This is a genomic window from Achromobacter sp. FW305-C-30-7 (assembly GCF_058783105.1).
Window position 1 is genome coordinate 205,160 of record NZ_JBYSYI010000007.1, and the last position, 26,943, is coordinate 232,102.

The following is a 26,943-nucleotide window of genomic DNA, read 5'->3' on the forward strand; positions in this document are numbered from 1 at the left end:
TGTCTCCCGAGCTATCGTGCTCTTGTTGTCGCGGCCGTGCGCCGCTCTGCGCTATACCTTGCGCTGCCTGCCCGCCCAGAATTCGGCGCGCAGCCTGCGCTTGGCGATCTTGCCGTTGTCGTCGCGCGGCAGTTCCGCGCGCAGTTGCAGTTCGCGCGGCACCTTGTAGCGCGCGAGCCGTTGCGCCAGCCATTGCGTCAGCGCCTCGGCCTCGGGCGAGACGCCCGCCGCGGGCTGCACCAGCGCCATCAGCCGCTCTCCGTATTCGTCATCGGGCACGCCGAACACGGCGCAATCCGCCACGCCCGGATACTGCATCAACTGATGCTCGATCTCGGCGGGATAGATGTTCACGCCGCCCGAGATCACCAGATCCGATTCGCGGTCGCATACGTACAGATAGCCGTCCGCATCCAGATAGCCCAGGTCGCCCAGGCCGATGAGCCCGTCCTTCTCGACTTCCGCGCGGGCCTGGGGATTGTTGCGATAGGTAAAGTCCGCATAGGCCGGCTGGCGCACGTGGATCCGCCCGATTTCGCCCGCCGCGCAAGGCGACCCGTCCTCGGCATAGATCCTGATCTGCGCGCCGCCGACGGGCCGGCCGGCGCTGCCGGGGCGGGCGAGCGCTTCGTGCGAATCGATGACCGTGACCATCCCGGCCTCGCTGGAGGCATAGGTTTCATGGATGACGGGGCCCAGCCATTCGATCATGGCGCGCTTGATTTCCGGCGCGCAGGGCGCGCCGGTCGAGGCCACGAAGCGCAGCGACGACAGGTCGTGCGCGGCGCGCGCGGCGGCATCCAGCTTCAACAGGCGCACGTACATGATGGGGACCAGGTAGACCGTATCGATGCGATGCGCCTCGATCAGGCGCAGCACCTCGATGGGGTCGAACCTGTCGGTCAGCACGAAGGTCTCGCAGACCCGCAAGGCGACCTGCGCGTACACGCTGGGCGCGCTGTGATAGATCGGCGCGGGCAGCAAGGCGCGGGAGCCCGGGCGCAGGCCGTAGGCCGCTTCCACCACCGCTTCGACCTGTTGCTGGTGGCGCGCCAGGTGCTCCAGCGGAAATGGCGCGCGCACCACGCCCTTGGGCCGGCCGGTAGTGCCGGAGGTATAGGCCATGTGGCCGCGCGGCGCCACGCGCGGACCATCGTAGGGCGGCTGGCTGTCGCGCCACGCGTCGTAGTCCGCCTGCCCGGGCTGCGCCGCGCCAAGGCCGGCCAGCAGCACAGGCAGACCGGCCGGCAGCGCATCGCGCAGCGGCTGCCACAGGTCGGCATGGGCGATCAGCAGCCGGGCGCCGCTATCTTCAATCAGGAACGCCACTTCGGCGGCAGTGAAATGCCAGTTGATCGGGCAGTAGTAGCAACCCAGCCGCTTGCAGGCGTGGATGATCTCCAGGTAAGGCAGACCGTTGCGCAACAGCACGGCGATCACGTCGCCTTCCCGCACGCCCATCGCAGCCAGGCCGGCGGCGACCTGCTCGCCGCGCGCCGCCAGCGCGGCGCCTGACAGACGCTCGCCGCCCGCATGGATGGTGCTGTCCGTCATGAGGCCTCCGTGCTGCGCTGCGCCTTGTCCTGCGCGGTGCGCGCTTCGATCGCCTGGCGCGCGGCAGCCCAGTCCGCGTCGCTCCATTCGGCGTACTGCTTGAAATAGGCGCCGTTGGCCAGATAGTCGCCGCCATCCAGCGCGATGGTCTGGCCGTTGATCCAGTCGTAGCCCGGACTCAGCAGGAAAGCGGCGAGTTCGCCTATGTCGTGTCCGGTGCCGAGACGCCGCATCGGGTTCTGCTGCGTCTGGGTGTCGGCGCCCTGGTCCTTGGGCCGCAGGCGCGCGCTGGCGCCTTCGGTCGGAATCACGCCCGGCGCGATGGCGTTGAGGCGAATGCCGTGGCGGCCCCATTCGATGGCCAGCGACTTGGTCATGGCGTCTATGCCGGCCTTGGACATGGCCGAGGGAACCACGAAGGGCGAACCGGTCCAGACCCAGGTCACCACGATGGACAGCACCGCCCCGCCCGTGCCTTGCGCAATCCAGCGCTTGCCCACGGCCTGGGTGGTGTAGAAGGTGCCGCGGAACACCGTGTCGGCGATGGCGTTGAAGCCGCGGGGCGAGAGCTTCTCGGTGGGGCTGATGAAGTTCCCCGCGGCGTTGTTGACCAGACCGGTCAACGCGCCATGCCCGGTCCAGATGGCTTCGACGGCGGCGTCCACCGCCTCGGCATCGCGGATATCCACCGCCTGGACGTGGACCTCCGCGCCGTAACGTTGGCGCAGGCCGGCGGCGGCTTCTTCCAGCACGGCGGCGCGGCGCCCCCACAGGTGCAGCGACGCGCCCAGCGCCGCCAGCCGCTCGGCCATGGCGTAGCCCAGGCCGGTGCCGCCACCGGTGACGAGGATGCGCTGGCCACGGAACAGGTCGGCGCGGAACATGGTTTGCGGGGCGGTCCCGCCGGGCTGGTTTTGAGGCATGGCCTGGTCTCCTGTTTGGTGGAGGCCAGAATATCAACCAGCGCCACGCCGCGACAATCCCGCAGTTTGCGTAAACTATGTTTCCTCACAGTCAACAATAAGACCGCGCATGCCCGCCCTGCCCGCGTTGGATCTCAATCTGATACAGCTGTTCGTCACCATCGTCGACGCGGGCACGCTGAGCGAAGCGGCGGTGCGCCACGGCGTGACCCGTTCGCACGTCAGCCGCAACCTGCAGAAGCTGGAACGGGCTTTCGGCGCCCAGCTCATCCGGCGCAGCACCCGCAGGTTGGAACTGACGCAGCAAGGCTCGGTGCTGTATGAACACGGCGCGCGCATGGCGCGCGAGGTCGAATCCGCCCGCCACGCCTTGCAGAAGCTGGGCTCGGAACCGGCGGGCCATGTCCGGCTCAGCATTCCCACCGGGCTGGGCGAGCTGGACCAATTGCGCCCACTGCTGGTCAGCTTCGCCCTGCGCCATCCCTCGCTGACCCTGCGCGTGCTGTTTTCCAACCGGGTGAGCGACCTGATTTCCTCGGAAATCGATGTGGCGTTGCGGGTGATGACCACCCCGCCCCAGGATTACGTGGCGCGCGCGCTCGGCGACGTCAAATGGGTGCTGTGCGCGGCGCCCTCTTATCTGGAACAATTCGGCGCGCCGGCCCATCCGCGCGACCTTGCGCGCCTGCACTTCCTCGGTCCGCCCGATCCCAGGCCCCTGGTCACGCTGCGCCTGCGCCGCAAGGACCAACTGCACGAGGCCAAGCTCGCGCCGCGGCTGCAGTCGGAGTATTTCCCGTTCCTGGCCCAGGCCGCGCGCGCCGGCGCGGGCGTGGCGCTGCTGCCCGCCTATGTGGTGTACGCGGACATCGCGGCGGGCCGCCTGACGCCCGTGCTCCCCGCCTACCAAGCCATGGGGCCGGGCGACAAGCTGTTCATCCTGACCACGCCCAATCCCTACCCCTCGACCGCGCAGCGCGCGGTGGTCGATTTCCTGCGCACGGAGCTGACCGCGCTGCTGCGCCATTTCCTGGCATAGCGGCCGGGCGGCCGCCATCGTTCCCGGCTCGCCGCGGCGCGCCGCAACATCCGCGTAGGACTTTCTTGATAAAAGAGGCTTGCGGCTCGCGCGCGCCTCGGCCAGAGTATCGGGTGAGGCCAAAAGCCGCGCCGCCCCTGATTGCAGTAGGGGAACTTTGACGGTCCGGCCAAGTCTTATATAAGATATAAGACATGCAGCCGCGCAGGCGTCAGTCTCACATAGAATGACAAATGCCCAAAAACGCCAGAAAATGCCGGCTTCAACCGGGCAAAACCACGGAGTCCATCATGCCGCACAACACCCTAGACACCCTCAAGAATTTCAAGATCGGCAATAAATCCTGTCAGTACTATTCGCTGCCGGCGCTGGGCAAGTCCCTCGGCATCGACGTGCAGCGGCTCCCGGTTTCGATCCGCATCGTGCTGGAGTCCGTGCTGCGCAATTGCGACGGCAAGAAGGTAACCGAAGAGCACGTCAAGCAGCTGGCCAACTGGCAGGCCAATGCCCGCCGTGAAGACGAAATTCCGTTCGTGGTGGCCCGCGTGGTGCTGCAGGACTTCACCGGCGTGCCGCTGCTGGCCGACATCGCCGCCATGCGTTCGGTGGCCGACAAGATGGGCAAGAGCCCCAAGAGCATTGAACCGCTGGTGCCGGTGGACCTGGTGGTGGACCACTCGGTCATGATCGACTACTTCGGCACCAAGAATGCGCTGGACCTGAACATGAAGCTGGAATTCAAGCGCAACCAGGAGCGCTACCAGTTCATGAAGTGGGGCATGCAGGCGTTCGACACCTTCGGCGTCGTGCCTCCGGGCTTCGGCATCGTCCATCAGGTCAACCTGGAATACCTGGCGCGCGGCGTGCACCTGGACAAGCAGAACAACGTCTACTACCCCGACTCGCTGGTGGGCACCGACAGCCACACCACCATGATCAACGGCATCGGCGTGGTGGGCTGGGGCGTGGGCGGCATCGAGGCCGAAGCCGGCATGCTGGGCCAGCCCGTGTACTTCCTGACCCCCGACGTGGTCGGCGTGGAACTCAAGGGCAAGCTGCGCGGCGGCGTCACCGCCACCGACCTGGTGCTGACCATCACTGAAATGCTGCGCCGCGAGAAGGTGGTGGGCAAGTTCGTCGAATTCTGCGGCGAAGGCACCGCCAGCCTGTCGGTGGCCGAACGCGCCACCATCGGCAACATGGCGCCGGAATACGGCGCCACCATGGGCTTCTTCCCGGTCGACGAACGCACCATCGACTACTTCCGCGGTACCGGCCGCACGGAAGACGAAATCGCCGCCTTCGAAGCCTACTTCAAGGCCCAGAAGATGTTCGGCGTGCCCAAGGCAAAGGACATCAATTTCACCAAGCTGCTGACGCTGGACCTGTCCACCGTCGCGCCGTCGCTGGCGGGCCCGAAGCGTCCGCAGGACCGCATCGAGATCGGCAACGTCAAGAACACCTTCATCGACCTGTACTCCAAGCCGGTCGCCGAGAACGGCTTCAACCAGCCGGCCGAGAAACTGGAACAGACGTTCACCACCAGCGCCGGCACCAAGGTCAAGAACGGCGACGTCCTGATTGCCGCCATCACGTCCTGCACCAACACGTCCAACCCCAGCGTGCTGCTGGCGGCCGGCTTGCTGGCCAAGAAGGCCGTGGAAGCCGGCATGACGGTGCCCAAGCACATCAAGACCTCGCTGGCCCCTGGCTCCCGTGTGGTCACTGAATACCTGACCAAGACGGGCCTTCTGCCCTACCTGGAAAAGCTCGGCTTCGACGTCGCCGCCTACGGCTGCACCACCTGCATCGGCAACGCCGGCGACCTGACCCCGGACCTGAACGAAGCCATCACCGGCAACGACCTGATCTGCTCGGCCGTGCTCTCGGGCAACCGAAACTTCGAAGCCCGCATCCATCCGAACATCAAGGCCAACTTCCTGGCCTCGCCGCCGCTGGTGGTGGCCTACGCCCTGGCCGGCACGGTCACGCGCGACCTGATGACCGAACCCGTGGGCCGCGGCAAGAACGGCGACGTCTGGCTGGGCGACATCTGGCCGACCACCGAGGAAGTCGAGTCGCTGCTGAAGTACGCCCTGGATCCCAAGGCCTTCGAAGCCAACTACGGCCAGGTCAAGAGCAATCCCGGCAAGCTCTGGGAGAACATCAAGGGCGTCACCGGCGATACCTACAACTGGCCTGATTCCACCTACATCGCCGAGCCGCCCTTCTTCGACGGCTTCGGCATGACGCCGGGCGCGATGCCGGCGGTCAAGGGCGCGCGCGCGCTGGGCGTGTTCGGCGACTCGGTCACCACCGACCACATCTCGCCGGCCGGCTCCATCAAGGAAACCTCGCCCGCGGGCAAGTGGCTGAAGGAAAACGGCGTCATGAAGGCCGACTTCAACAGCTACGGTTCGCGCCGCGGCAACCACGAGATCATGATGCGCGGCACCTTCGCCAACGTGCGCATCAAGAACCTCATGATCCCGGCGCTGCCGGACGGCAGCCGCTTCGAAGGCGGCGACACCCTGTTCCAGCCCAGCGGCGAGCAGATGTCCATCTATGACGCGGCCATGAAGTACGTCGGCGCCGGCACGCCCACCGTGGTGTTCGGCGGCGAAGAGTACGGCACCGGCTCGTCGCGCGACTGGGCCGCCAAGGGTACCCAGCTGCTGGGCGTGAAGGCCGTGATCACCCGCAGCTTCGAACGCATCCACCGCAGCAACCTGGTCGGCATGGGCGTGCTGCCCCTGCAGTTCAAGGGCGCGGACAGCGTGCAGTCGCTGGGCATCACCGGCGAGGAAACCTATGACATCTCGGGCCTGGAAAACGGCATCAAGCCGATGCAGGACGTGACGCTGACGATCACCCGCAAGGATGGTTCGAAGCAGGACGTCACGGTGCTGCTGCGCATCGACACCCCGATCGAGGTGGACTACTACCAACACGGCGGCATCCTGCCCTTCGTGCTGCGCCAACTGCTGGCGGCCTGATCCCTGCCTGATCAGCAAAGCAATGCCCCGGCAACCGCGAGGTTGCCGGGGCATTTTCATTGCCTGCGCGGTGCGGCGGCCGCGCCCCGATCAGTCCGCGAACTCGTAGGCGTCCATCGCCAGCGCGCCGTAGGAGACCTCGTCGGTCAGGCGTTGAAAGCCCGCCCCGCCCGCACCCAACGCCACGTACAGCGGCATCAGGTGATCGTCGTGCGGATGGGCCTGCGCCGCGTCCGGCGCCTGCGCTTCCCAGTCCAGCAGCGCCGGCAGGTCGCGCCCGGCAAGCTTGTCGGCGTACCACTGCTGGAAGGCCGGCACATAGGGCAGCGCGGGCGCGTCCTGCGGCATGCGCACGTGGCGCAGGTTGTGCGTTAGCGAGCCCGAGCCGATGACCAGGATGTCCTCGTCCCGCAGTCGGGCCAGCGCGCGGCCGAGTTCCAATTGCCCGGCCGCGTCGCGGCCCATGTCCAGGGACAATTGCACCACCGGCACGTCCGCTTCCGGATAGAGGTAGCGCAGCGGCACCCAGGCGCCATGGTCCAGCGGACGGCGCGGATCCAGGTCGGCGACGATGCCCGACTCGGCCAGCAAGCCCTGCACCCGCGCCGCCAGCTCAGGCGAGCCGGGAGCCGGGTACTGCAGCGTATAGAGTTCCTGCGGAAAACCGCCGAAATCGTGCCAGGCCACCTGGCGGTCGCGGGTGGACAATGCCAGGCCCTCGCCCATCCAGTGCGGCGACACCACCAGGATGCCTTTGGGCTTGCGGCCTTGCGCCGCGCTCCAGGCGGCTAGCGCCGGGCCGGTCTGGCCGGGCTCGACGGCGAGCATGGGGGATCCATGGGAAACGAAAAGCGTAGGCCAGCGCATGGCAATGCCTCCTGATATTGAGTCGATGTGAGCATTTTCCGCCGTTTCATCTCAGCAATAAATAACCTTAATTGACATTAACTATTGCTACTTAAGCATCAATAAGCTCGTAGGCCCATCGCTGCGAGCTCTGGCAGGGCCGTCGCGCCGCAGTGCGCGCCGGGCGTTAAACTACGCAGTTGCACACTTACTGGACGCTCCCCGAAGTTATGGCCCGATCCCGCAGCCAATCCGCTCCCCGCCTCACCCGTGACGCCGCCAAACTGGTCACGCTTGCCCAGGCGCTCAACCGCTCGGGCAGCCGCCTCGAAGACGTGTTCTGGGAGAACCTGCTTGGCGAAGCGATTCCGAAGTTGCTGAAGGCAGGGCAGGACGCCCCCCTGGAAGCGGCCCTGGACCACCTCGCCCAGAGCGATGTGGGCGCCTACGAGATCCTGATCGAACAGGCCGAAACCCTGTCCGAATCGATGAAGATCGAGAAAAATGGCGTCCGCCATGACATTTTGCTGGTCGTGGCGCCCATCGTCGCCTGGACCCGCTACGCCATCCCTACCGGTCCGATTTCGGCCAGCGCGCAACAGGCGCTGGTCGCGCAGCTGCACGGCCATGTCCTGTCCAGCAAGGCTCGCAGCACGCTGATGCCCATGCTGGTCAGCGTGGACCAGATGCCGCGCACCTTCTCCGAAACCTGGCAATGGCTGCAGCGCCTGGGCACGCAGGCGCTGGGCGCCGAAACCACCAAGCCCGCCCTGAATACCGAGACCGAAACGGCCAACATGCTGGCCGACACGCGCTACATCGTGGCGGCCGTCGCGGTGCCCGAAGGCGAGCCGATCTTCCGCTGGCAGGAACAGCTGGGCGAGGCCGAGGCCAGCCGCGACGCCTGCCAGGAACAATGGGCGGCGCAGGCCCAGCCCACCCTGGCCAATCTGCTGCCCGGCTGCGGTTTCGAAGCCCTGCTGCCCGACGCCTACTACGTCAGCAACCGCGAAGCCGACCGGCGGGTACGCCCGCTGTCGCTGCGCGCGGCGGTCAGCTGGCTCGAAGGCGCGGTCAGCCTCGAAGCCTCCCAATTGCGGGCAGTGGTGGCCGGCTGCGGCGAAAGCCGCATCGACGAGTATCGCATCGGCTTTACCGCCCGCAGCAGCAACGACGTCTACTACGGCTGCGTCTGGCCCCTGTATGGCCGCGAAGAAGACCTGCCGGCCGATGAAGGCCAGCCCGACGTGGTCGACGAGATCGCCGCGCTGCTGAAGGAATACGGCGTGACCGAAGTGCGCCGCATCCCCGGCGCGCTGCCGCCCGAGTACTGTGAAGACTGCGGCGCGCCCTACTTCCCGAATCCCCTGGGCGAACTGGTGCACGCCGAACTGCCCGAGGACGCGGAAGCCTCCCCGGCCAAGTTCCACTAGGCGGCAATGCAAGCGGACATCTTCTGCCGGGTCGTCGACAACTACGGCGACATCGGCGTCTGCTGGCGGCTGGCCCGCCGGCTGGCGCACGGCCGCGGCTGGGATGTTCGCCTGTGGGTCGACGACCTTGCCAGCTTTGCGCGCATCCAGCCCGGCATCGTTGCCGGGCTGCCGCGCCAGCAACTGGCCGGCATCGACATCGTGCACTGGTCAGATACGCGGGATCCGGCGCTCAGCGCTCGCGACGTGGTGATCGAGGCCTTCGCCTGCGATCCTCCCGAGGCGTTCCTGGACAGCATGCGCCGGGTGCATCCGGCCTGGATCAACCTGGAATACCTGAGCGCCGAGGCCTGGGTGGAAAGCTGCCACGGCCTGCCCTCGCAGCGGCCGGACGGGCTGGTCAAGCACTTCTACTTTCCCGGTTTCACCGCCGCCACCGGCGGGCTGCTGCGCGAGCCCGGCCTGTCAGCCGAACGGGACGCCCTGCAGGCATCGCCGCTAGATCAGGAGGCCTTCCTGCGATCGCTGGGGGTGGAGCAAGCTCTGCTGTTGCGCCGCCGCGACGGCGCACGCACCGTGTCCCTATTTTGCTATCCCGCCGCGCCGGTGGCGGCGCTGGCCGCTGCGCTGTCCGCCGACCCGCGCCCCAGCGTGCTGCTGGCGCCCGAGGGCGTGGCCCCCGGCCTGGAAGCTGCCTGCGCGGCGCCGGGCGCTCCGCTGATCGCCCGGCTGCCCTTCGTCGCGCAGCCGGATTTCGACCGGCTGCTGTGGTGCTGCGACCTGAACTTCGTGCGCGGCGAGGATTCCTTCGTCCGCGCCGCCTGGGCCGCGCGCCCGCTGGTCTGGCAGATCTATCCCCAGGATGAGAACGTGCACCTGGAAAAGCTGGAGGCCTGGCTGGCCCGCTATCCGGCCCCGGAAACCGCTCAGGCGCTGATCCGCGCCTGGAACCAAGCGGAAACCGGCGCAACCTCCGCGGCGCTGTCGGCCGCCCTGGCGCCAGCCGCCTGGGCGGACTGGGCCGCCGCCGCGCGGGCCTGGGACGCGAGCCAGGCGGCGCTGCCGGATCTTGCCGAAAATCTGGCTGATTTTTGCGCAGACTTGGCCAAGAAACGTTAGAATAGAGAGTTTTCCGAGCGCCCTGTATTTGTCGGGCCTCTACTATGACGCCTCCCGGGGTGTGCACGAAGCCGCTAGAAGCTATAGCTGCGGCGGCTTTTTGCAAGCACGGCGAGTGCACCCATCACCCCCGGAGTTTTATCGATGAAAACCGCTCAGGAATTGCGAGTCGGCAACGTGGTCATGGTCGGCAAGGATCCCCTCGTGGTCCAGAAGGCCGAATACAACAAGTCTGGCCGCAACGCCGCTGTTGTGAAGCTGAAGTTCAAGAACCTGCTGACCGCCTCGGCCAGCGAATCGGTCTACAAGGCCGACGAAAAGTTCGAAGTCGTCCAGCTCGACCGCAAGGAGTGCACCTACTCCTACTTCGGCGACCCGATGTACGTCTTCATGGACGAAGAGTACAACCAGTACGAAATCGAAGCCGAAAGCATGGGCGACGCCCTGAACTACCTGGAAGAAGCGATGCCCGTGGAAGTGGTCTTCTACGACGGCCGCGCCATTTCGGTTGAACTGCCCACGACCATCGTGCGCGAAATCACCTACACCGAACCCGCCGTGCGTGGCGATACCTCGGGCAAGGTGACCAAGCCCGCCAAGATCAACACCGGCTACGAACTGAACGTGCCGCTGTTCTGCGCCATCGGCGACAGGATCGAAATCGACACCCGCACGAACGAATACCGCAGCCGCGTCAACAACTGATCCGGCAAGCAGGCAAGAAAAAGCCAGACCTTCGGGTCTGGCCTTTTTTTGCCGTCTGCCTGACCAATCTTGCGGCCCTTGCTTGAAGGCATATAGCCGGACCACATGAGACTTGCCCCAGTCCCAAATTGGGACTAACATTGCGCTATGCGACTCATAGCCTTAAGCACCCTCCGCCAGTTCTGGGAAAGGAACCCAGCGGCAGAACAACCCCTCAAGGCGTGGGTGGATGAGGCCAGCAAGGCGCAATGGAAGCAGCCTGCGGATATCAAGGCTCAGTATCGCCACGCCAGCATCCTGAAGAATCGGCGTGTGGTGTTCAACATCAAAGGCAATGATTTCCGCCTGATTGTGGCAATCGCATTCAACTTGAGCATCGTCTACGTGAAGTTCATCGGCACTCACGCGGAGTACGACAAGATTGACGCCGAAACCGTGGAAATGGAATGAACATGGAAATCCGCCCCGTACATACCGAGGCCGATTACAAGTCGGCGCTCAAGGAAATCTCCCGGTTGATGGTGTCTGATCCGGAACTGGGCACACCTGACGGTGACCGCCTGGACGTGCTGGCCACCCTGGTGCAAGCGTATGAAATGAAGCACTATCCGGTCGATCTGCCAGACCCCGTCGAGGCCATTAAATTCCGGATGGAGCAAGGCGGCCTGACCCCTAAGGATCTGGAGCCTATGATAGGCAAGCGCAACCGTGTATACGAGGTGCTGAACCGCAAGCGCGGTTTGACATTGCCAATGATCTGGCGTTTGCACACCGAGCTCGGCATCCCCGCAGAAAGCCTTATTCGACCGCCGGCTCACGCCTAACAACTGAAACGCGCTCATTCATTGACGACATCCTGAGGAAGCGGAGGTCCGTTGAGCGTGCCGCTCGGCAGGGGAATCAATTTCGAAATTGATGTGTCCTCCGTGGAGCCCTTTCTTGCCGCGCTTGCCAACGCCAAATGGCCTCTGTTCCGGAATCCGGTAGAGCAGTGGTATCGGGGCAATGACTTTGAAATCGGCGTGCGCGAGTTCCTGGTCCAGGACCCTGATGGTTATCTGCTGCGCTTCTCCGCCAAGATCGGCGAACGCAGGCATAGCACCTGACGTCCCGTACGCCCGTTCCCCTGTCCGAATCGGCTAGGGGCGGCGCAGCGGGTCACTGCAGACGCTCGTCGTCCAGGAAATCCGGCACCGCCATGACGTCGATGCCGTCCTCAGCCAGCGATTCGCGCTCTTCGGGCGTGGCCGTGCCGCGGATGGGACGGTCGTCGGCATCGCCTTCGTGGATGCGGCGCGCCTCCTCGGCGAAGCGCGGTCCGACGTTTTCGGTGTTGCGCAGCAAGGCGCGCACCTGGCGCATGACGACCGCCTGCAATGCGGCCATTTTTTCCGCGTCGGACGCATTGGCCGGCAACGCGGCCGGCTGGGCTGCCGGCGCGTGCAGGTGGGCGACGTTCAAGCGCGGCGCGGACAGCCGCTTGGTGATGCTGGCGGAACCGCAAACCGGGCACGTGACGAGGCCGCGCGCCTGTTGCGCGTCGTAGTCTTCGTGCGAACTGAACCAGCCCTCGAAAATGTGGCTGTGCTCGCACTGGAGGTCGAAAACTTTAAGTGCCATGGCGTCTATATGGGGTGCAACTCCCAGAATACAAGAAAGCGCGCGCCTCGGGCTGCTAGTCCCTGGCGTGCGCAATGCCTTTCCCGGCTGCCCAGGACAAAGCGGGCCCGCAGGCCCGCTTTTCCGGCTGCCCGAAGGCTTATTTGGCGCGGTTCTGCGCGGAGGGATTCCCCACCTGCGCCTGCTGCGCCTGCAAGGCGTCGATCTGGCGTTGCAGATCACGCAGTTGCTGGCGCACGTCCTTCTGCTGATCGGCCAGCGCCGTGGCTTCCTGGCGCGATTGCTCCTGGCGCGCCGCCACCTGCTCTTCCTGCTGCATGCGTAGCGTGCGGTCGGCCTGCAAGGTGCTCAGTTCGGCGCTGCGGCTGGCCAGCAGCTTCTCGGCATGCGCGTACTCGGCCTGCATCTTGATGCGCTTGATGTCCACCTCGGCCAGGTCGGCCGATTGGGCGACGAAGGCGCGGTAAGTCGCTTCGGCCTGCTTGTCCGACTTGGTCTTCACCACGCGCCAGAAATCCTTTTGCTGGAACAGGGCGACGTAATAGGTCAGGTCGTCCGGCTTGAACAGCAGGCTGGCGCCGTAGGTGCCGTTGTAGGCGGTGCGCAACTCCGACACCTGGCGGCTCTGGATCAGGCTTTGCAGCTCCGACAGCGTGGAGGCCGGGCGCGCGGCCGGCGGCGGCGCGGGGGGAGTCACGGGCGTGGATGCCGCCTGGGTATCCTCGACCTGTTTAACCGTGGGCCGGGGCGCTTCGGATTGCGCGCTGGCGCAAGCGGCCAGGCCGGACAGGGCCGTGCCCAACAGCGCCATGCGGACGGCGCCACGGATAAATTGGACGTTCATGCCTTCCCCAAAAAAATCGTTGCGGAACTATAGCAATTTATTGCGGCCGGGACAGACGCGCTTACATGCGGCGGACCCGGAACTGTCGCCCCCTACGGGCCATTCCCTATTGCGTGTTCATACGGTCTCGGCAACGCCATCGGCGGGTTCGCCCTGGCCTGCGCCCAGTTGCAGCTTGCGCATTTTTTCCCACAACACCTTGCGGCTGATGCCCAACGTGTGGGCGGTGTCCTGGCGGCGCCAGCCGTTGGCGTCCAGCGCCGCCAGCACACGCTCGCGCTCCGCGCGTTCGGCATCGGTGAAGACGGCGGGCTCGGCCCGCGCGCCGGCCGCCGCGCCTGCCACGCGCAGCGGTTCGGCCAACTGGTCGAAAATGCGTTCGATGCGCGGCGGGTCCCAGGCCTGGAATTGCCGCCGCACGATGGCGACGCGCTCGGCGACGTTGGACAGCTCGCGCACATTGCCCTCGTAGCGCGTGCGTGAGACGCGGTCCAGCAGCCATTGGGGCGGTTCGCTGTCCACGCCCTGGCCCTGCAGCAAGGCGCGGAAGATCGCCGCCTTTTCTTCCGGCCCGCGCTGCTCCAGGTTGGGGATGCGCAGTTCGATGACGGCCAGCCGGTAGTACAGGTCTGCGCGGAATTCGTCCTGCCCCACCAGCACCCGCAAATCCTTGTTGGTGGCGGCGACCAGGCGGAAGTCCACCGGCACCTCCACGGTCGAGCCCAGCCGCGTCACCGTGCTTTGTTCCAGGACGCGCAAGAGCTTGACCTGCTGGTACAGCGGCAGATCGCCGATCTCGTCGAGGAACAGCGTGCCGCCGCTGGCCTGCTCGAAGTAGCCCTTGTGCGCGCCTATCGCGCCGGTGAAAGCGCCCTTGGCGTGGCCGAAGAAATGCGCCTCGAACAGGCCTTCGGGGATGGCGCCGCAGTTGACCGCCACAAAGGGGCCGCCGAACCAGGCGGCATGGTCGTGCAGCAGGCGGGCAATGCGCTCCTTGCCTACGCCGGTCTCGCCATGGATCAGCACGTTGCTGCGACAGTCGGCATACATTTCCGCCTCGGCCAGCAGGTCCTGCATGCTCGCGGACACGGCGATCAGCGGCTGCTCGCGGCGCGGCGCAGAACGCGTGAGCTGATTCAGCGTGCCCAGCAGCTCATACAGCAGCTTGCGCAGGTCGGCCGTCGTGAACGTCAGCGGCAGCGTATAGGAGTATTCCGGCGGGTAATAGCGCGGGTCGCGCCCGCGCGCTTCCGCGGCCACCCAGATGACAGGCAGGCCCTGCGCCGCCAGCCAGTCATAGCCGCTGAAGCGCTTGTCGCCCATCACGGAGACCGACACCAGGGCCACGGCCGGCCGGGTCAGGTCGCGCGGCGGCGGAAATGCGGTGCCGGCGTCCGCCCGCAGCAGCGACACGTCCATGCCCGCCAGGCAGCGTTCGGCGCGGCTGGCGATGTCGGAGGTGCCCTCCCAGACGTACACATCGAATTCTTCGCGCGCGAAATTCTGGCTCATCGCTTGGACCATGCGTGAAGGAAAGGGATAGGGGTCAGGAGCTTCGTCATCAGTACACCAGGCGGGGCTTGCCGCAATCCACGGAGATCAGGGATACGTCGGTCTGGCCCAGGCTCAGGCCCAGCGCGTTCAGCAACTGCTGCAGCACCGCCGACAGCGAATCCAGCAGAGGGGCCAGCAAAGCCATGACGACGGACAGCACACCGCCCACCTGGTCATCGCCGCTCAAGGCCAGCGTGCCGACCGCATCGATGCGGCACAGGCGTATCTTGTCCGGCGCAAAGAACAGGGCGCAGGCTACGTCGCTGAGCGGCGCCGCCAAGAGCGATTTGAGAATATTTCCGACCAATTGCAGCGTGCCGCCCAGCACCCCTGTCAGGCCGCCCGTGGTCAGGCGTGTACCCAACTGGTCCATCGCGGTCTTGGACCACTGCATGTCGTTGACGACTTTCGAGACCGTCTTGCCCGCGTTGTTCGGGTCTTCGCCCACCAGTTTGGCTGCGAGGTCGCTGCGTTCCTTTGCGCTCAACGGCGTGCCGGTACTGTAGAGGTCGCCCAGGATGCCGCCGATCAGCGCGTCCGCCAGATTCGCGACCAGCTTGGACAGGTCCAGGTTGGTGGCGTTGACGGTCGCGGTGGAATTGGGCGACGGCGGCGCGGTCAAGGTCACCGGCACGGGCGCCGAGGAATTGAACACCGGCAGCGCAACCCTGGCAGTGAGCGGCAGTATGCCCAGCACGTTCAAGACCTGGTAGCGGCCAACGGAGCCGAATGCGCTGGGTTCGCAGCGGTTGGTGAGCGACTGGAAATTGGCGGATTTGGTGTCGGTGTTGGACTCCATGCCCGGGAAACGTCCCAGGCAGACGCTGGCCGCGGCCGAGGTCACGTCGATCATCGCCTGGTTTTCGGCCAGCGGCGCTTCGCACAGCTTGCGCAGCGTGCCCGTGGATTGCGCCACGTCGATGATGATGGGCAGGTCCACTTTGGTGTTCAGGGTGTTGGCCAGCAAAGGCCCCACCAGCGGGATGGTGCTGGTGTTGACGCGCAGATACACGCGAATGCCGGCGCTGACGGCCTGCACGCCTACGCCACCTACCGCCACCGCAGGCGGCTCGACAATGCGCACCCGCGCGTCCAGTCCCAGCAGCGGCACGCTCAATCCCAGATTGATCAGGTTGCTGCCGTTGGCAATGGCCAGGCCGGTTTCCAGAATGTTGAGCGCATTGACCTTGGCCTGCAAGGCGGCGCTGGGATCGCCGCCCACCACGTCCAGATTCAGCACGCCGCCGTCGCCGAACAGTTTCACGGGCAGGTTCAGCGGCATCAGGTCCAACACCGTGTTAATGGCCCCGCTCAGCAGCCCGACATCGGCGTTTGCGGTTCTCTGCTTGTCGATGACGCTCAGCGTGGCGCGCAGGAGCTGACCCAGGGTGAGGTTGCTTAGCGCCGTCAATTGCTCGGGCGTGCCCACGCCGGCCGCCACCGACAGCGGCAGGCCCAGCGCTTCCAGCAGGCCGGCCGGGGTGATGCCGACATTGGCCAGGCCGGCGGCGTCCAGCACATCCAGTTGCGTGGGCGACGCCCCCGCCGTGGCCAGCAATTGCGACAGCAGGCCGCCCCGCTCCAGCCGCAGCAGCCGCGATCCCACCGTGAAGGTGGCCACCGGCTGCGTGTTGGTGGCCACCGCCGCGACCGACGCCGTGACCCCGCCCACGCCGGGGATCAGATTGGCCAGCTGCTTGCGCACCGCAACCCGCACCGCGTTATAGGCCTGCCCGCCCGCCGCGTCGAAGACATGCATGCCGGACGCGTCGGACCGTGTCGGATCCCACACCTTGCATTCCACCGTGAAATCCGCGGCCGTGAACAAGTCGAGGATGTTCGGCACATTGGCCAGGGCCGAGGCCTTGCCCGCGGCGGCGGCCCGGGCGCAATCCGCGCTGGAGCCCAGGTTCAGGACCTGCACGGCCGACAGCGCCGCCAGATCCGCCGCCTTCTGCATCTCGCGCTTCATGTAGTAGCCGTAGGCGAGCTGCAGCACGCCCAGCAACACCACTCCCACCAGCACCGCGAAGACCACGGCGACGGTCATGCTGCCGCGTTGCCGCGGCGGCGAGGAAGGATGTGGACGGCCGGCAGACATGCTATTGCGACTCCGTTTCCGCAGGCGGCGGAGAAACAGGTTCCCTGGATTCACTGGACGTTGGGGATCTCCACATTCCGGTCGAACCACTCTGGAATCGGACGCTTGAAGCTTTCCAGATAGCGGTTCCAGGCCGCCGTGGAGACCGGCCCCAGCACGGGCAAGGCATTACCGGCGCGCCGGCCGTCGGCCTGCGCCGCCAACAGGCCGCGCGTCACATCGCCGAAACCCTCCTGCGCCGCGGGCGCGGCGGCCGGCGCTTGCGGCAGCGGAGTCTGCATCTGCTGCACCACCGGCCGGTCGGGCATGGCGGCTGCGGGGGTCGATGCGGGCGCAGGCGCAGACGCAGACGCCGGCGCGGGCGCGCCGCTCGGAGCGCCCGACATGCTGCCCGTCAGCGGCGCATTGGATTGCGCATGGCCGGCGGAAGGCGCCAGCGCCCCCAGGGCGCAGACCAGGATGAACAATGCGTGCTGGGTCGAATGAGACATGGCAGTCTTCCTCAAGACAGGGTTAGCGCACGATGGGGCCGTTGCCCAGCCCTTCCATCAAAGGGCTCATCATCGGCATGACCGTCTGCCCGCCGCTGGACACCCTGGTCGCCGGCGCGTAGGACGCGCCCGGCACCGGGGCCAGTTGGCCGCGGATCTCGGCGGCCAGTCGCAGCACCTGGCCGCGCGCTTCCTCGCTCAGTTGCGCCCGCTCCATCAGACGCTGCGCCTTGAGCGGATCGCCCTCGACCAGCAGCAGCACCGCCAGGTTCGCCAGCACCTTGCCGCTTTCCGGCGTCAATTCAGCCGCCTGCCCCAGGGGCACGCGCGCGCCCGCCGGATCGCCCGCCCGCAGGCGCGCGTAGCCCAGGTCGCCCAGGATCCGAGCGTCCATGGGCGCCAACCTGGCCGCGCGCGAAAAGTAGTCGGCCGCCTGGTCGAACTGCCCGCGCGAACCGGCGATCAAGCCCAGGCCATGCCAGCCCTCGGCGGCCTGGTCGGTGGCGGTCAGCGCGCGGTAGGCCTGCTCACTCTGCGCCGCCTGTCCGGTCTGGCGCAGCGCCTCGGCGCGCAGCACCGCCACCCGCGCGTCGTTGCCGTACTTCTGCTGATAGCCATCGATGTACGCGAGCGACGCGTAATAGCGCTCCTGGCGCTGCGCCTCGACGATCATGGACAGCATCATCTCTGGTTCCTTGGGCCGGCTCTTGCTCTGGGCCTCGTCTTCCTTCTGACGCATCAAGGCCTGTTCCTGCTGCTGTTGCTGGATCAGCTGCCAGGCGGATTCCGCGTTGTTGGTCTTGCATCCACTCAAGCCCGCGCCCGCAGCCAGCACCGTGGCCGCCAGCGCGCAACGCCATGCGCGCGACCTGCTTTCCGTTCCGCCGTTCATTACATGCCCCCCATGCGCGACAAGCCGCGCAATACCGCGATAAACCCCGCCCCGCCCGTCACGATCAACAGCGCGGGCAGCAGCGTCACGATCATGACCCCGGTCATCTTGACCGTGGTCTTGCCCACCTTCTCCTTCAATTCCAGGCGCCGCTTGTCCCGCAGGCGTTCGCCGAAGCGGTTCAAGGGCTCCTGCACCGCGCCGCCGTGCTGGTCGACCTGCGCGATCAGGCGGCAGATGGCGGACAGGTCGTCGTTGTCGAAGCCCGCGGCCAGCCTGGCCAGCGATTGCTCGCGCGTGCGGCCGCGCACATACAGTTCGGAGGCCAGGCGCAATTCAAACGCCAGCACCGGCAGCACCTGGCCGAACTCCTTGACCAGCACCTGCAGGCTCTGGTCGATCGACAGGCCCACGCCCTGCAACAGGCGCAGCAGGTCTATCAGCAGGGGCAGCTCGTCGGCCGCCTGCCTGCGGCGGCGCGCCAGGCGCCGCTGCACGATCCATTTGGGCAGCATGTAGCCGATCGCGAAGCCGAGAAAACCCGCGACCAATGCGCCCATCGGCATGTCGGGAAGGTGCTTGCTCAAGTCCAGCGTGACCGCCGCCACCGGCAGCAGGATCGCCAGGCCGACCCGGATCAGCACGAAACGCGAACGCGCGGTGCCAGGATTGGCATAGCCCGCCATGTCCACCAGCTTGCGGTCCTCGGAAGCCAACAGCGCGTCGGCCAGCCGGCCTTCGCTCAGGCGTTTGCCGAAGGTGTCGGCCGCCCGCGTTGCCGCCGCCAGCCGCCCCTGCCCGCCTTCGCCGCGCAGGGGCGCCGAGGCCGCGCCACCCTCGCGCGCGGCCAGCGCCTGATCCACCACCTGGCGGCTGCGGCTCTGGCTGCGCAGGCGCCGCGCCATTCCCAGGCCCAACACCACCAGGCCGGCAGCCACCAGCATCAGCGCCATCGCCAGCACGGTGGTTGCGTTCCAGGATTGCAGGGTGTCCATGCGGCGCTCCCTTCAAATGGCCTTGGCCATGCGATACAGCCAATAGCAACCGCCGACCTGCAGGCACACGGCGGTCAGCAGCATCCTGAAACCCTGCGGGTCTTGCCACAGGCCCATGAACAGGTTGTTGTTCGCAACGATGATGAAGCCCGCGATGCCCACGGGCAGCAAGGCCAGGATCCAGGCTGACAGCCGGACCTCGGCCGAACTCGCGGTCAATTCGTTGCGCGCCTGGGCCACGTCGCGCATGAAGGCCGCCATGCGTTCCAGCACCTGGTCGCTGCGGCCGCCGAAGCGCATGGCCAGCGACACCACCGCCGCGACCATGTACAGCTCCTTCAGCCCGTACAGACGCGATACTTGCGCCAGCGCCGCGTCCAGCTCCTTGGAGCGGCTCAGGCTGGACGCCGTTTCCACCACCTCGCGCAAGGGTTCGTCGGTGGCGGCCGCGGCAGTCTGGAACGCCGCGCCCATGCTGTTGCCGATGGTGAGCAGGCGCACGATGTTGTCCAGGAACGCGGGCAACTGCGAGATCATGCGCCGCTGGCGTTTGTCGGCCCGCAGCCACAGCAGGAAGTAGGCAAACACGGCCAGCAGCAGCAAGGTCACCGCTCCCGACAGCGGACCCAGCAAAACCCAGGCCAGCGCTGCGCCAGCAACGACAGGAAGCGCGATGCGCAAATACAGGCCGACGCTTTGCCGCAGTCCGGCCAGGCGCAGCAAGCGGTCCCAGCCGGAAAAGCCGCTGCGGAATTCGCGCGAGCTCTCGGCAAAGGGCGCATCGGCGCTGGCCTCGTCCCGGCCCCGCTGCAGTTGGCTTTCCAAAAAGGCGGAGCTGGCCGCCCGGCGCGCGCTGCGGCCGGCATGGCGCCACAGCAGCACCGCGCCGATCGCCAGCACCGCCGCCAGGATCGCAAGCACCAGGGCTTCCAGCATCAGCGCCTCCTGCTCCAGAATCCGCCGCCCCCGCCATCGCGGTCGTCCGGCGGGTTGTCGTTGGCGCGCGCTTCGTTGCGCATTTTTGCCAGCTTGGGCGTATGGGGGTGGATGCCCAGCCAGGTCCAGCGGTCCTTCTCCTCGCCGTCCGGCGCCGCATAGGATTCGTGGCGATAGAGCTCTTGCGTGGAGATCACGTTGTCGCCCATGCCCGTGATCTCGGTCACCGACAACACCCGGCGCTTGCCGTTGGACAGGCGCCCGATCTGCACGATGAAATCCAGCGCGCTGGCGATCTGCCGGCGCAGGCTGTCCTCGCTGCCCTGGAAACCGGCGAAGCCGGCCAGCATCTCGATGCGGTACAGGCATTCGCGCGGAGAGTTCGCGTGGATCGTCGCCATCGAACCTTCGTGCCCGGTGTTCATGGCTTGCAGCATGTCCATGACCTCGGCGCCGCGCACTTCCCCCACCACCACCCGGTCCGGCCGCATCCGCAGGCTGTTGCGGATCAGCTCGCGGATGGTGACGGCGCCGCTGCCGTCAAAGCCCCCCTGACGCGATTCCAGCCGCACCACATGCGGATGGTTGAGCGACAGTTCGGCGGTGTCCTCCACCGTCACCACGCGTTCCGTTTCGGGGATGAAGAACGCCAGCGCGTTCAGCAGCGAAGTCTTGCCCGAGCTGGTGCCGCCGGACACCAGGATATTGCAGCGGTTCTTCACCGCCTCGTTCAGCAGCCGGTAGATCTCTTCGTCGAAGCTGCCCAGCGTCAGCAGGTCCGCCGGCTTGAGCGGGTCCTGGCGGAATTTGCGGATCGACACCATGGGGCCGTCCACCGCCAGCGGCTCGATCACCACGTTCAGGCGGCCGCCGTCGGGCAGGCGCGCATCCACCATGGGGCTGGATTCGTCCAGCCGGCGGCCGATCGGGGCCAGGATGCGGCGCACGATGCGCAGCACGTGCTGGTTGTCGGTGAAGCGCAGCGTCTCGCGGGCCAGCACGCCGCGGCGCGAGACGAAAACGTTGTCGTAGCCGTTGATCAGGATGTCTTCCACGGCCGGGTCCGCCAGCAGGTCCTCCAGGGGTCCCAGGCCGGCCAGTTCCTTCGTCAGCGCCTCGGCGATGGCGCGCATTTCGCCTTCATTGATGGGCACTCGGCGCAGGCGCACGAAGCTCGCGACCTCGATGTCCACGAACTCCTGGATCGCCGACCTGGCCCAGCGGCCGAACTCCGCGCCCAGCTCTTCGATGCGGGACAGCAGGTGCTCGTAGGCCGCCGTCTTCACTTCCTGGTAGCGGTCCGACGCCACAAAGCCTTTATCGCCGTCGCCGCCGAACTCTATCGTCGCTGTCATGATCATGTCGGGTCCCGTTACCGTCCGTCTGTCTGTCCGTCAACCGACCACCATGCGGCGGTGCACGCCGGGCAGCCAGGTGGCCAGCCAGCCTGCCCGCCCGCCGGGCGTGTTCTCCTCCGTGCAGAGGCGTTCCGCCAGCGCCTGCACCGCGCGCACATAGACATCGCGTTCGGCCTCTTCGTGCAACAAATGCCCGCGGTTCGTGCACACCATCAGAGGCAGCGTGCGGTCCGGCAGCGTGCCCACCAGTTCCAGCTGGAAGCGTTCGGCGATCTGCTGCGCGGTCATGCCGTAGCGCTCGTCATAGCGGTTGACGATGAGGCCCAGGCTGCGCCGCTCCACGTGCAGCTGCTCCAGCTCCTGCAGCAGGCCGGCCAGCGACACCAGCGCGCCCACGCTCTGATCGGTCACGATCCAGTTGAGCTGCGAAGCGCGCGCCAGGCCCGACACGAACTCGGGGTTGGTGAAGCCGCCCGAATCGGCCACCACGACCGAAAAATGCTGGCGCATGCGTTCGAATACCAGCAGCGAATCCGACTGCGACACGTCGCGCATCTGGCCCAGGTCGCGCGGCAGCGACAGCACGCTCAGGCCATTGGCCGTGTGCGCCATGGCGGATCCCAGCAACGTGGAATCGAGACGGCGCAAATTGCGCGCAGCCTCGGCGAAGTCGAAGTCGCCGCCTATGTTCAGGTAGAGCTGGCAGTCGCCGACGGGCCAGCCCAGGTCCATCAGCGCAACCCGGCTGGACAGGGGTAGCGGTTCGCCGGCAGGCTTGGGCGCCTTGGCGCCGGAAGCGGCGCGCTGGCCGTGCGCAAGCGCCAGGCGGTCCTGCAGCATGCCCGCCAGATGCACCGCCAGGGTGCTGGTGCCCACGCCGGGACGCGCACCCAGCAGCACGACGCTGCGGCGCGTGCCGTCCATGCGGCCGCCCGACGGCCGGTCGAGCAGGCGCAGCACTACTTCCTTGATCTCCTGCGGCGCCACCGAGGGATCGACGAAATCGCTGACGCCCGCCCGCAAGGCGGCGATCGCCCCCTCCGGCTGGCTCAGGAAGCCGACCGCCACGCGCGGCACCGTCGGCGCAATGCGCGCCAGCAAGCGCGCCAGTTCGGCGGACTTGAACAGCTTGCCGGGTTCCTCGTCGCTCAGGGTGAAATCCAGGAATACCACCTGCGGCGCGATCTCCGTCAGGCGCCGCGCCAACTCTTCGATGCGCGGCGATTCCTGGGTCAGCATCCCCAGGTCGCCCAGAGCCTGCCCCAGCTGCGCGGCGACCGCGTTGCCTTGGGAGCAGAACAGGAACCGCGTGCCGTTTTGCAGGCCCACCCATTCGCTGGCATGTGTCTTCATATTGCTCACCGTGAAAAGCCCGGCATCTGCTGGCCGCCCATCGGGCCGGTCAGGTAATAGCCCCAAGCGTTGAATGCCGTATCCGTCTGCTCCTGCTTCGCTCCCGGCAGCGGCAGGGCCACGCCGCGCGCGATGGGGCGCACCAGGCGCGGCGTCACGACGATGACCAGCTCGGTATCCTCCTGGGAGTAATCGACGCTGCGGAAGAAGGAGCCGATGATGGGCAGGTCGCCCAGCATGGGCACCTTGTTGACCATGGCCTTGGTCTGGCGCGACACCAGGCCGCTGATCACGAAGCTTTCGCCATCGCCCAGTTCCACCGTGGTGTCGGCGCGGCGCGTGCGCAAGGCCGGGATGATGGTGCTGGTGTCCGCGCTGGTGTTGATGGCGATGCCGTTGGTGTAATCCAGCTCGCTGGCCTCTGGCGCCACCTTCAGCGAAATGCGGTCGCGCGACAGCACGGTGGGAGTCACGGTCAGGCCGATGCCGAATGGCTTGAAGGTCACGTTGACCGTACCCAGGCCGCCCGCCTGCGGAATCGGCAATTCGCCGCCGGCCAGGAAGCTTGCGCTCTGCCCCGTCAAGGCCACCAGGGTCGGCTCGGCCAGGACGCGCGCCATGCCGTTGGTCTGCAGCAGGCGCAGCCGCGCCGAGAAGTTGTTGGAGTCATAGAACAGCGAAAAACCGGACGCCAGCGCGCCGCCCAGGCTGGCAGGCATAGTGGAGCTGCCGCCGCTCCAGGGGCCGTTGCTGGCCGTGAAGCTGATGCCGGCCGCCTTCATCACCGAACGCGACACTTCCACGACCTTCACCTCAACCTGCACCACGCCGCCGGTGCCCGCGGTCGACATGTCCACCACGTTCTTTTCCCCGCCCACGGCGGACGCCGCCATGGTGGCCGACGCGATCTGCCCCAACTGCGACTCGGCATGGCCCGACACGACGGCGTGGCCGTCGGCGATGTCGACGTTGGCGCCCCCGCCCAGGCCCCGGCTCGCCAGCGCGCCCTGCACGCTGCCGCCGACGCGGACGTTCCATATCTGCGGCGCGGCGTTGTTGCCGGTCCAGATCTGCAATTGCGTGGTGCCGGGCTTCTTGCCATATAGCAGCACGGAGCCCGCGCGCTTGCCGGTAGCGGGCAAGACCTTCACGTCCGCCACGTCGGGGTCGCCGATGGCGATGCGCGCGGGCGCGCCGCCATCCAGCACGAGGCTCTGCTGCCCCTTCACCGCCATCGAGATGTCGCGGACCGGCGCATTCGCGCCAGCCGCCGGCGCCGCGGTCTGTGCCAGGCTGAGGCCCCCCAGTGTCATCGCTGCCGCGGCCGACAGGAGGCAGATCATGGTGGTGCGCTGATGTTTCTTCATGTGCAGGACCTGATGATGGAAAGAGTCCGGCTGCGGCCAGCGCCTGGTCCGCCCGCAGCCCCGTTCAATAGCGCACGCGCTCGGATTTATCTCCTCGGATGATTTCCACCGTCCGGCCGCCGCCAGAACCCTGGGGCCGGCTCGCGGCGCGGGCGGCCGGCGCCAGCGCCGCGGACGTGGTGCCGTCCAGTTGCACCAGGCTCTCGCCGGCATAGGCGCGGTTGGGGCCCGACTGCAGCGACTCGCGCTGCGCGACCGTCAAATCGGCGCGGACCGGCAACACCGTGCCGCGTCGGGCGAACAACTGCGCGTCCGGCATGCTGTCGTCGCCCACGGGGCGCAGCGCCAGCTGCAGGCGGCCCGCGCGGCCGGCCAGCATCAGTTCGTTGACCCGGTCGACCGGCACGGCCAGCACCGCGGTGCGCGCCGGCTGGCCCGGGCCGCCCTGCTGCAGGGCCGACTTTTCGTCCGGCCCTTCCACCGAGGCTCTGCCGTAGGCCAGCACCCGCACCTGGGACTGCAACAGGCGGGCCTGGCCTACCGCCACTTCGGCGCTTTTTTCGATCATGAAGAACACGTCCACCATGTCGCCGGGGACGATGCGATTGCCGCCGCCTATCACTTCGTCCACCGCGATGGCGACGGCGCGCTCGCCTGGCTTGAGCTGGCGTGCCAAGCCTTGCGTCAACAGACTGGGCACGATCGGATCGCCTGCGGCGATGTCGACTTTCGCCACCGCGCCTTCCAGCGGCGCGATGTCGGCAAAGCCGCCGGACAGCGCGACCTGCCACTGGGCCACCGTCAGCATGCTTGCGCTGTCGATGCGCGAACCCGCGGGAATCGGTTGCCGGGCCACCACCACCGGATGGAGCTTGAGCGGTTCCGCCGGCGCCGCCGCGACAGGCGCGGGCGCCACGCCGGGCGGAGGACTGGCCGGCGCCGAGGCCAGGCGCCAGGCCACGAAGGCCAGCACCAGGCCCGCCACCAGCAACATACCCGCGACGATCTTGCTCAGACTGCTCATGGCGCCCCCTGCGATATCTGCACAACGGCCTGCGATTGCAACCTGCCCGGGATCCAGTTCCGGTTCGCGCCCGGCAAGGCGGTGATCAGCCCGCGCACGGTCTCCAGCAGCGGCCAGGACTGGGTGTTGTAGGTCATGGCGACGGTGGCGCAATCGGCCTGCCTGCCGCCTGCCCCGGTCCAGGCGCAGGGCGCGCGCGTGGCGCTGCACAGCACTGCCGAACCGGCGGAGAACGAGCCCATCGCCGCGAAACAAGCCGCTGCCGGCACATCGGCCTGGCCATTGAATCGGGCGTAGACCGCGGCGCGCGCGCCATCCGCGGCGGCCGCAGCCAGTTGCTGCTGCATCCAGAACAGCGCGCCGAACCCGACCACGCCGCAAATGAAGAGCAACAGCAGAGTGAGCGTCAGCGAAAACTCCAGCGCCGCAATGCCGCGCTGGCGTTTGCGTGGGGCGCTCCCGAGGCGTTGCGCATAGGCTCGCATCTCAGCCTCCCCCGCCCAGGGCATTGCCCAGATGCACGGTCGCGCGCGCGCTCAGCACACTGGAGGCCGGCATCAGCGCCGCCTGCAACAGCGGCACCGACGGAATGAGCGGATGGGCGCCATACGCATAGGACACGTTGACTTCGATCTGGTCCTGCGCCAACGGCAAACCGCTGCAGGCGCCGCCGGCCGCGCTGCTCAGCGCGCCCGCGCTGCCGCAGACCGCCACCTGCACCGGCGCCGCGGACAGGGTGCTGATCCACTCCGCCTGGTACAGCGCCGAATCGCGTCCGGCATTGGCCCGCGCCGTCAGCGACGCGGTACCGGCCTGCCACTGCAAGACCTTGCGCGCGCCGTCCTGCGCGGCCAGCGTCACGGAATGCTGCGCGGCGACCACCAGGGAGTACGTCAGGATCCCGTAAAACACCAGGAAGAACACCACGAATACCAGGGCGAACTCCACGGAATAAGAACCGCGCTGAATGCGGCCAGGCCCAGATAGGCGGCATACGGAATCTGGCGCGCGCGGTTGCTCAGCGCCCAGACCCGCGACACCGCCAGGTACAGCAGCCCATGCAGGCCGGCCAGCACGCTGGCCAGCGCCAGCGTCATCATCAGCGGCGCGAAGCCCAGCAACAGGCCGAGCACCGCGATGGCCTTGATATCGCCCGCGCCCATCAGGCGCCTGCCCCAGAGCGGCACAAAGGGTAGCGCGACCAGAAATCCGGCCAGCGCCATCAACCATCCCGACCAGCGCGGCGGATAGGCCCAGCCCGGCGCCAGCCAGGCCGCCAGCAGCCATAGCAATTGGCCCGCGAGTCCCGCGACGACCAGCCGGTTGGGGACGCGGCGATAGCGCAGATCGGCGTGGATCAGCGCCACAATCCAGCATGCAAACAACAGCCACCACAGCACTTCCCCTGGATACAAGGCAAGACCTTCAAGAAAACGACTTCAACGATGGACGCGTCGGGACTGACGCGGACTCCTTCAATCAAGTGATGCCATGTTGCGGGTACGCGCCGCGGCGGCTAGCGACACACTGCCGCCACGACGCGAACAGGTTCGCGGCTTAGCCGCCGCCTGCGGGAGGCGTGGTGCCGGTACCGGTCTTGGCGTTGTCCAGCTTGGTGCCCAGTTCCTCGAACATGCCTTTCAAGGACCCGGTAAATGCCCCCACCGCGACGATGAGGGCTACCGCCACCATTCCCGCGATCAGCCCGTACTCCAGGGCCGTGATGCCGTCTTCGTCATTCCAGAACTGCGCAAGTGTTGCTTTCATGTCGAGCTCCATGGGTCTCGATTGAT

27 protein-coding genes are annotated in these 26,943 nt (G+C 67.0%); 8 read left to right on the forward strand and 19 right to left on the reverse strand.

Annotation, left to right across the window (positions count from 1 at the left end):
* Positions 1-51 precede the first annotated feature (51 nt).
* Complete coding sequence (locus AC3WOB_RS22860; protein WP_492276272.1) at positions 52-1,554, reverse strand: AMP-binding protein; 1,503 nt, start codon at positions 1,552-1,554, stop codon at positions 52-54.
* On the reverse strand, positions 1,551-2,438 hold the full coding sequence (locus AC3WOB_RS22865) for an SDR family oxidoreductase (protein ID WP_492276324.1): 888 nt from the start codon (positions 2,436-2,438) through the stop codon (positions 1,551-1,553). Before AC3WOB_RS22865 ends, AC3WOB_RS22860 begins: the two co-directional genes overlap by 4 nt.
* Before the next feature lie 148 nt (positions 2,439-2,586).
* On the opposite strand from AC3WOB_RS22865, the gene AC3WOB_RS22870 reads away from it, so the two are divergent.
* Both AC3WOB_RS22870 and acnA read left to right on the forward strand, forming a co-directional pair.
* The gene (locus tag AC3WOB_RS22870; RefSeq protein WP_013395061.1) at positions 2,587-3,516 is read left to right on the forward strand and encodes a LysR family transcriptional regulator; all 930 of its coding nucleotides are present in this window, start codon (positions 2,587-2,589) and stop codon (positions 3,514-3,516) included.
* Between the two features lie 290 nt (positions 3,517-3,806).
* Positions 3,807-6,512 carry an aconitate hydratase AcnA gene (acnA, locus tag AC3WOB_RS22875; protein WP_013395062.1) on the forward strand — a complete coding sequence of 902 codons (2,706 nt, stop codon included), beginning with the start codon at positions 3,807-3,809 and terminating at the stop codon, positions 6,510-6,512.
* A gap of 90 nt (positions 6,513-6,602) precedes the next feature.
* Here acnA and AC3WOB_RS22880 read toward each other — a convergent pair whose 3' ends face one another.
* A complete protein-coding gene (locus AC3WOB_RS22880) occupies positions 6,603-7,379 on the reverse strand; it encodes a DODA-type extradiol aromatic ring-opening family dioxygenase (RefSeq protein ID WP_492276273.1) in 777 nt (258 codons plus the stop codon).
* Positions 7,380-7,588: 209 nt separating this feature from the next.
* Here AC3WOB_RS22880 and AC3WOB_RS22885 point away from each other — a divergent pair, with 209 nt between their 5' ends.
* The 6 genes from AC3WOB_RS22885 to AC3WOB_RS22910 all read left to right on the forward strand — a co-directional run bounded on the left by AC3WOB_RS22885 (position 7,589) and on the right by AC3WOB_RS22910 (position 11,721).
* A complete protein-coding gene (locus AC3WOB_RS22885; RefSeq protein ID WP_492276274.1) occupies positions 7,589-8,791 on the forward strand; it encodes a DUF2863 family protein in 1,203 nt (400 codons plus the stop codon).
* Positions 8,792-8,797: 6 nt separating this feature from the next.
* Positions 8,798-9,910: an elongation factor P maturation arginine rhamnosyltransferase EarP gene (gene earP / locus AC3WOB_RS22890; protein WP_492276275.1), complete on the forward strand. Its 1,113-nt coding sequence runs from the start codon at positions 8,798-8,800 to the stop codon at positions 9,908-9,910.
* Between the two features lie 144 nt (positions 9,911-10,054).
* Positions 10,055-10,615 carry an elongation factor P gene (efp, locus tag AC3WOB_RS22895; RefSeq protein WP_013395066.1) on the forward strand — a complete coding sequence of 187 codons (561 nt, stop codon included), beginning with the start codon at positions 10,055-10,057 and terminating at the stop codon, positions 10,613-10,615.
* A gap of 147 nt (positions 10,616-10,762) precedes the next feature.
* On the forward strand, positions 10,763-11,065 hold the full coding sequence (locus AC3WOB_RS22900) for a type II toxin-antitoxin system HigB family toxin (RefSeq protein ID WP_492276276.1): 303 nt from the start codon (positions 10,763-10,765) through the stop codon (positions 11,063-11,065).
* Complete coding sequence (locus AC3WOB_RS22905) at positions 11,062-11,439, forward strand: helix-turn-helix domain-containing protein (protein ID WP_492276277.1); 378 nt, start codon at positions 11,062-11,064, stop codon at positions 11,437-11,439. Before AC3WOB_RS22900 ends, AC3WOB_RS22905 begins: the two co-directional genes overlap by 4 nt.
* A 57-nt stretch (positions 11,440-11,496) precedes the next feature.
* Positions 11,497-11,721: a VOC family protein gene (locus tag AC3WOB_RS22910; protein ID WP_492276325.1), complete on the forward strand. Its 225-nt coding sequence runs from the start codon at positions 11,497-11,499 to the stop codon at positions 11,719-11,721.
* A gap of 52 nt (positions 11,722-11,773) precedes the next feature.
* On the opposite strand, the gene AC3WOB_RS22915 is transcribed toward AC3WOB_RS22910, so the two are convergent.
* The 16 genes from AC3WOB_RS22915 to AC3WOB_RS22990 all read right to left on the reverse strand — a co-directional run bounded on the left by AC3WOB_RS22915 (position 11,774) and on the right by AC3WOB_RS22990 (position 26,917).
* Complete coding sequence (locus AC3WOB_RS22915) at positions 11,774-12,235, reverse strand: DUF1178 family protein (RefSeq protein ID WP_492276278.1); 462 nt, start codon at positions 12,233-12,235, stop codon at positions 11,774-11,776.
* 139 nt (positions 12,236-12,374) lie between these two features.
* A complete protein-coding gene (locus AC3WOB_RS22920) occupies positions 12,375-13,079 on the reverse strand; it encodes a DUF2968 domain-containing protein (RefSeq protein ID WP_013395068.1) in 705 nt (234 codons plus the stop codon).
* Between the two features lie 117 nt (positions 13,080-13,196).
* Positions 13,197-14,591 (reverse strand): sigma 54-interacting transcriptional regulator, encoded by a 1,395-nt coding sequence (locus AC3WOB_RS22925; protein ID WP_013395069.1) that lies wholly within the window; start codon positions 14,589-14,591, stop codon positions 13,197-13,199.
* A gap of 49 nt (positions 14,592-14,640) precedes the next feature.
* Complete coding sequence (locus AC3WOB_RS22930) at positions 14,641-16,734, reverse strand: pilus assembly protein TadG-related protein (protein ID WP_237709925.1); 2,094 nt, start codon at positions 16,732-16,734, stop codon at positions 14,641-14,643.
* A gap of 50 nt (positions 16,735-16,784) precedes the next feature.
* Positions 16,785-17,225: a DUF3613 domain-containing protein gene (locus AC3WOB_RS22935; protein WP_013395071.1), complete on the reverse strand. Its 441-nt coding sequence runs from the start codon at positions 17,223-17,225 to the stop codon at positions 16,785-16,787.
* A 22-nt stretch (positions 17,226-17,247) separates the two neighbouring features.
* Positions 17,248-18,117 (reverse strand): tetratricopeptide repeat protein, encoded by an 870-nt coding sequence (locus AC3WOB_RS22940; RefSeq protein ID WP_013395072.1) that lies wholly within the window; start codon positions 18,115-18,117, stop codon positions 17,248-17,250.
* Complete coding sequence (locus tag AC3WOB_RS22945; protein ID WP_013395073.1) at positions 18,117-19,112, reverse strand: type II secretion system F family protein; 996 nt, start codon at positions 19,110-19,112, stop codon at positions 18,117-18,119. The genes AC3WOB_RS22940 and AC3WOB_RS22945 overlap by 1 nt, the downstream gene beginning before the upstream one ends.
* A gap of 12 nt (positions 19,113-19,124) precedes the next feature.
* Positions 19,125-20,048 carry a type II secretion system F family protein gene (locus AC3WOB_RS22950; protein ID WP_013395074.1) on the reverse strand — a complete coding sequence of 308 codons (924 nt, stop codon included), beginning with the start codon at positions 20,046-20,048 and terminating at the stop codon, positions 19,125-19,127.
* Positions 20,048-21,409 (reverse strand): TadA family conjugal transfer-associated ATPase, encoded by a 1,362-nt coding sequence (locus AC3WOB_RS22955; RefSeq protein ID WP_013395075.1) that lies wholly within the window; start codon positions 21,407-21,409, stop codon positions 20,048-20,050. The genes AC3WOB_RS22950 and AC3WOB_RS22955 overlap by 1 nt, the downstream gene beginning before the upstream one ends.
* A gap of 33 nt (positions 21,410-21,442) precedes the next feature.
* A complete protein-coding gene (locus tag AC3WOB_RS22960; protein WP_041654070.1) occupies positions 21,443-22,768 on the reverse strand; it encodes a pilus assembly protein CpaE in 1,326 nt (441 codons plus the stop codon).
* Positions 22,765-24,126: a type II and III secretion system protein family protein gene (locus AC3WOB_RS22965; RefSeq protein WP_492276279.1), complete on the reverse strand. Its 1,362-nt coding sequence runs from the start codon at positions 24,124-24,126 to the stop codon at positions 22,765-22,767. Before AC3WOB_RS22965 ends, AC3WOB_RS22960 begins: the two co-directional genes overlap by 4 nt.
* Positions 24,127-24,190: 64 nt before the next feature.
* The gene (gene cpaB, locus AC3WOB_RS22970; protein WP_013395078.1) at positions 24,191-25,150 is read right to left on the reverse strand and encodes a Flp pilus assembly protein CpaB; all 960 of its coding nucleotides are present in this window, start codon (positions 25,148-25,150) and stop codon (positions 24,191-24,193) included.
* Positions 25,147-25,635 carry a TadE/TadG family type IV pilus assembly protein gene (locus tag AC3WOB_RS22975; protein WP_492276280.1) on the reverse strand — a complete coding sequence of 163 codons (489 nt, stop codon included), beginning with the start codon at positions 25,633-25,635 and terminating at the stop codon, positions 25,147-25,149. The genes cpaB and AC3WOB_RS22975 overlap by 4 nt, the downstream gene beginning before the upstream one ends.
* A 1-nt stretch (position 25,636) precedes the next feature.
* Complete coding sequence (locus AC3WOB_RS22980; protein WP_013395080.1) at positions 25,637-26,098, reverse strand: TadE/TadG family type IV pilus assembly protein; 462 nt, start codon at positions 26,096-26,098, stop codon at positions 25,637-25,639.
* Positions 26,044-26,565 carry an A24 family peptidase gene (locus AC3WOB_RS22985; protein ID WP_492276281.1) on the reverse strand — a complete coding sequence of 174 codons (522 nt, stop codon included), beginning with the start codon at positions 26,563-26,565 and terminating at the stop codon, positions 26,044-26,046. The genes AC3WOB_RS22980 and AC3WOB_RS22985 overlap by 55 nt, the downstream gene beginning before the upstream one ends.
* A 142-nt stretch (positions 26,566-26,707) precedes the next feature.
* Positions 26,708-26,917 carry a Flp family type IVb pilin gene (locus AC3WOB_RS22990; protein ID WP_207468202.1) on the reverse strand — a complete coding sequence of 70 codons (210 nt, stop codon included), beginning with the start codon at positions 26,915-26,917 and terminating at the stop codon, positions 26,708-26,710.
* Positions 26,918-26,943 lie beyond the last annotated feature (26 nt).

Coding starts and splice junctions, on each gene's coding strand:
- AC3WOB_RS22860 (WP_492276272.1), bottom strand. CDS start 1,554: ATGACGGACAGCACCATCCATGCGGGCGGCGAGCGTCTGTCAGGCGCC.
- AC3WOB_RS22865 (WP_492276324.1), bottom strand. CDS start 2,438: ATGTTCCGCGCCGACCTGTTCCGTGGCCAGCGCATCCTCGTCACCGGT.
- AC3WOB_RS22870 (WP_013395061.1), top strand. CDS start 2,587: ATGCCCGCCCTGCCCGCGTTGGATCTCAATCTGATACAGCTGTTCGTC.
- acnA (WP_013395062.1), top strand. CDS start 3,807: ATGCCGCACAACACCCTAGACACCCTCAAGAATTTCAAGATCGGCAAT.
- AC3WOB_RS22880 (WP_492276273.1), bottom strand. CDS start 7,379: ATGCGCTGGCCTACGCTTTTCGTTTCCCATGGATCCCCCATGCTCGCC.
- AC3WOB_RS22885 (WP_492276274.1), top strand. CDS start 7,589: ATGGCCCGATCCCGCAGCCAATCCGCTCCCCGCCTCACCCGTGACGCC.
- earP (WP_492276275.1), top strand. CDS start 8,798: ATGCAAGCGGACATCTTCTGCCGGGTCGTCGACAACTACGGCGACATC.
- efp (WP_013395066.1), top strand. CDS start 10,055: ATGAAAACCGCTCAGGAATTGCGAGTCGGCAACGTGGTCATGGTCGGC.
- AC3WOB_RS22900 (WP_492276276.1), top strand. CDS start 10,763: ATGCGACTCATAGCCTTAAGCACCCTCCGCCAGTTCTGGGAAAGGAAC.
- AC3WOB_RS22905 (WP_492276277.1), top strand. CDS start 11,062: ATGAACATGGAAATCCGCCCCGTACATACCGAGGCCGATTACAAGTCG.
- AC3WOB_RS22915 (WP_492276278.1), bottom strand. CDS start 12,235: ATGGCACTTAAAGTTTTCGACCTCCAGTGCGAGCACAGCCACATTTTC.
- AC3WOB_RS22920 (WP_013395068.1), bottom strand. CDS start 13,079: ATGAACGTCCAATTTATCCGTGGCGCCGTCCGCATGGCGCTGTTGGGC.
- AC3WOB_RS22925 (WP_013395069.1), bottom strand. CDS start 14,591: ATGAGCCAGAATTTCGCGCGCGAAGAATTCGATGTGTACGTCTGGGAG.
- AC3WOB_RS22930 (WP_237709925.1), bottom strand. CDS start 16,734: ATGTCTGCCGGCCGTCCACATCCTTCCTCGCCGCCGCGGCAACGCGGC.
- AC3WOB_RS22935 (WP_013395071.1), bottom strand. CDS start 17,225: ATGTCTCATTCGACCCAGCACGCATTGTTCATCCTGGTCTGCGCCCTG.
- AC3WOB_RS22940 (WP_013395072.1), bottom strand. CDS start 18,117: ATGAACGGCGGAACGGAAAGCAGGTCGCGCGCATGGCGTTGCGCGCTG.
- AC3WOB_RS22945 (WP_013395073.1), bottom strand. CDS start 19,112: ATGGACACCCTGCAATCCTGGAACGCAACCACCGTGCTGGCGATGGCG.
- AC3WOB_RS22950 (WP_013395074.1), bottom strand. CDS start 20,048: ATGCTGGAAGCCCTGGTGCTTGCGATCCTGGCGGCGGTGCTGGCGATC.
- AC3WOB_RS22955 (WP_013395075.1), bottom strand. CDS start 21,409: ATGATCATGACAGCGACGATAGAGTTCGGCGGCGACGGCGATAAAGGC.
- AC3WOB_RS22965 (WP_492276279.1), bottom strand. CDS start 24,126: ATGAAGAAACATCAGCGCACCACCATGATCTGCCTCCTGTCGGCCGCG.
- cpaB (WP_013395078.1), bottom strand. CDS start 25,150: ATGAGCAGTCTGAGCAAGATCGTCGCGGGTATGTTGCTGGTGGCGGGC.
- AC3WOB_RS22975 (WP_492276280.1), bottom strand. CDS start 25,635: ATGCGAGCCTATGCGCAACGCCTCGGGAGCGCCCCACGCAAACGCCAG.
- AC3WOB_RS22990 (WP_207468202.1), bottom strand. CDS start 26,917: ATGAAAGCAACACTTGCGCAGTTCTGGAATGACGAAGACGGCATCACG.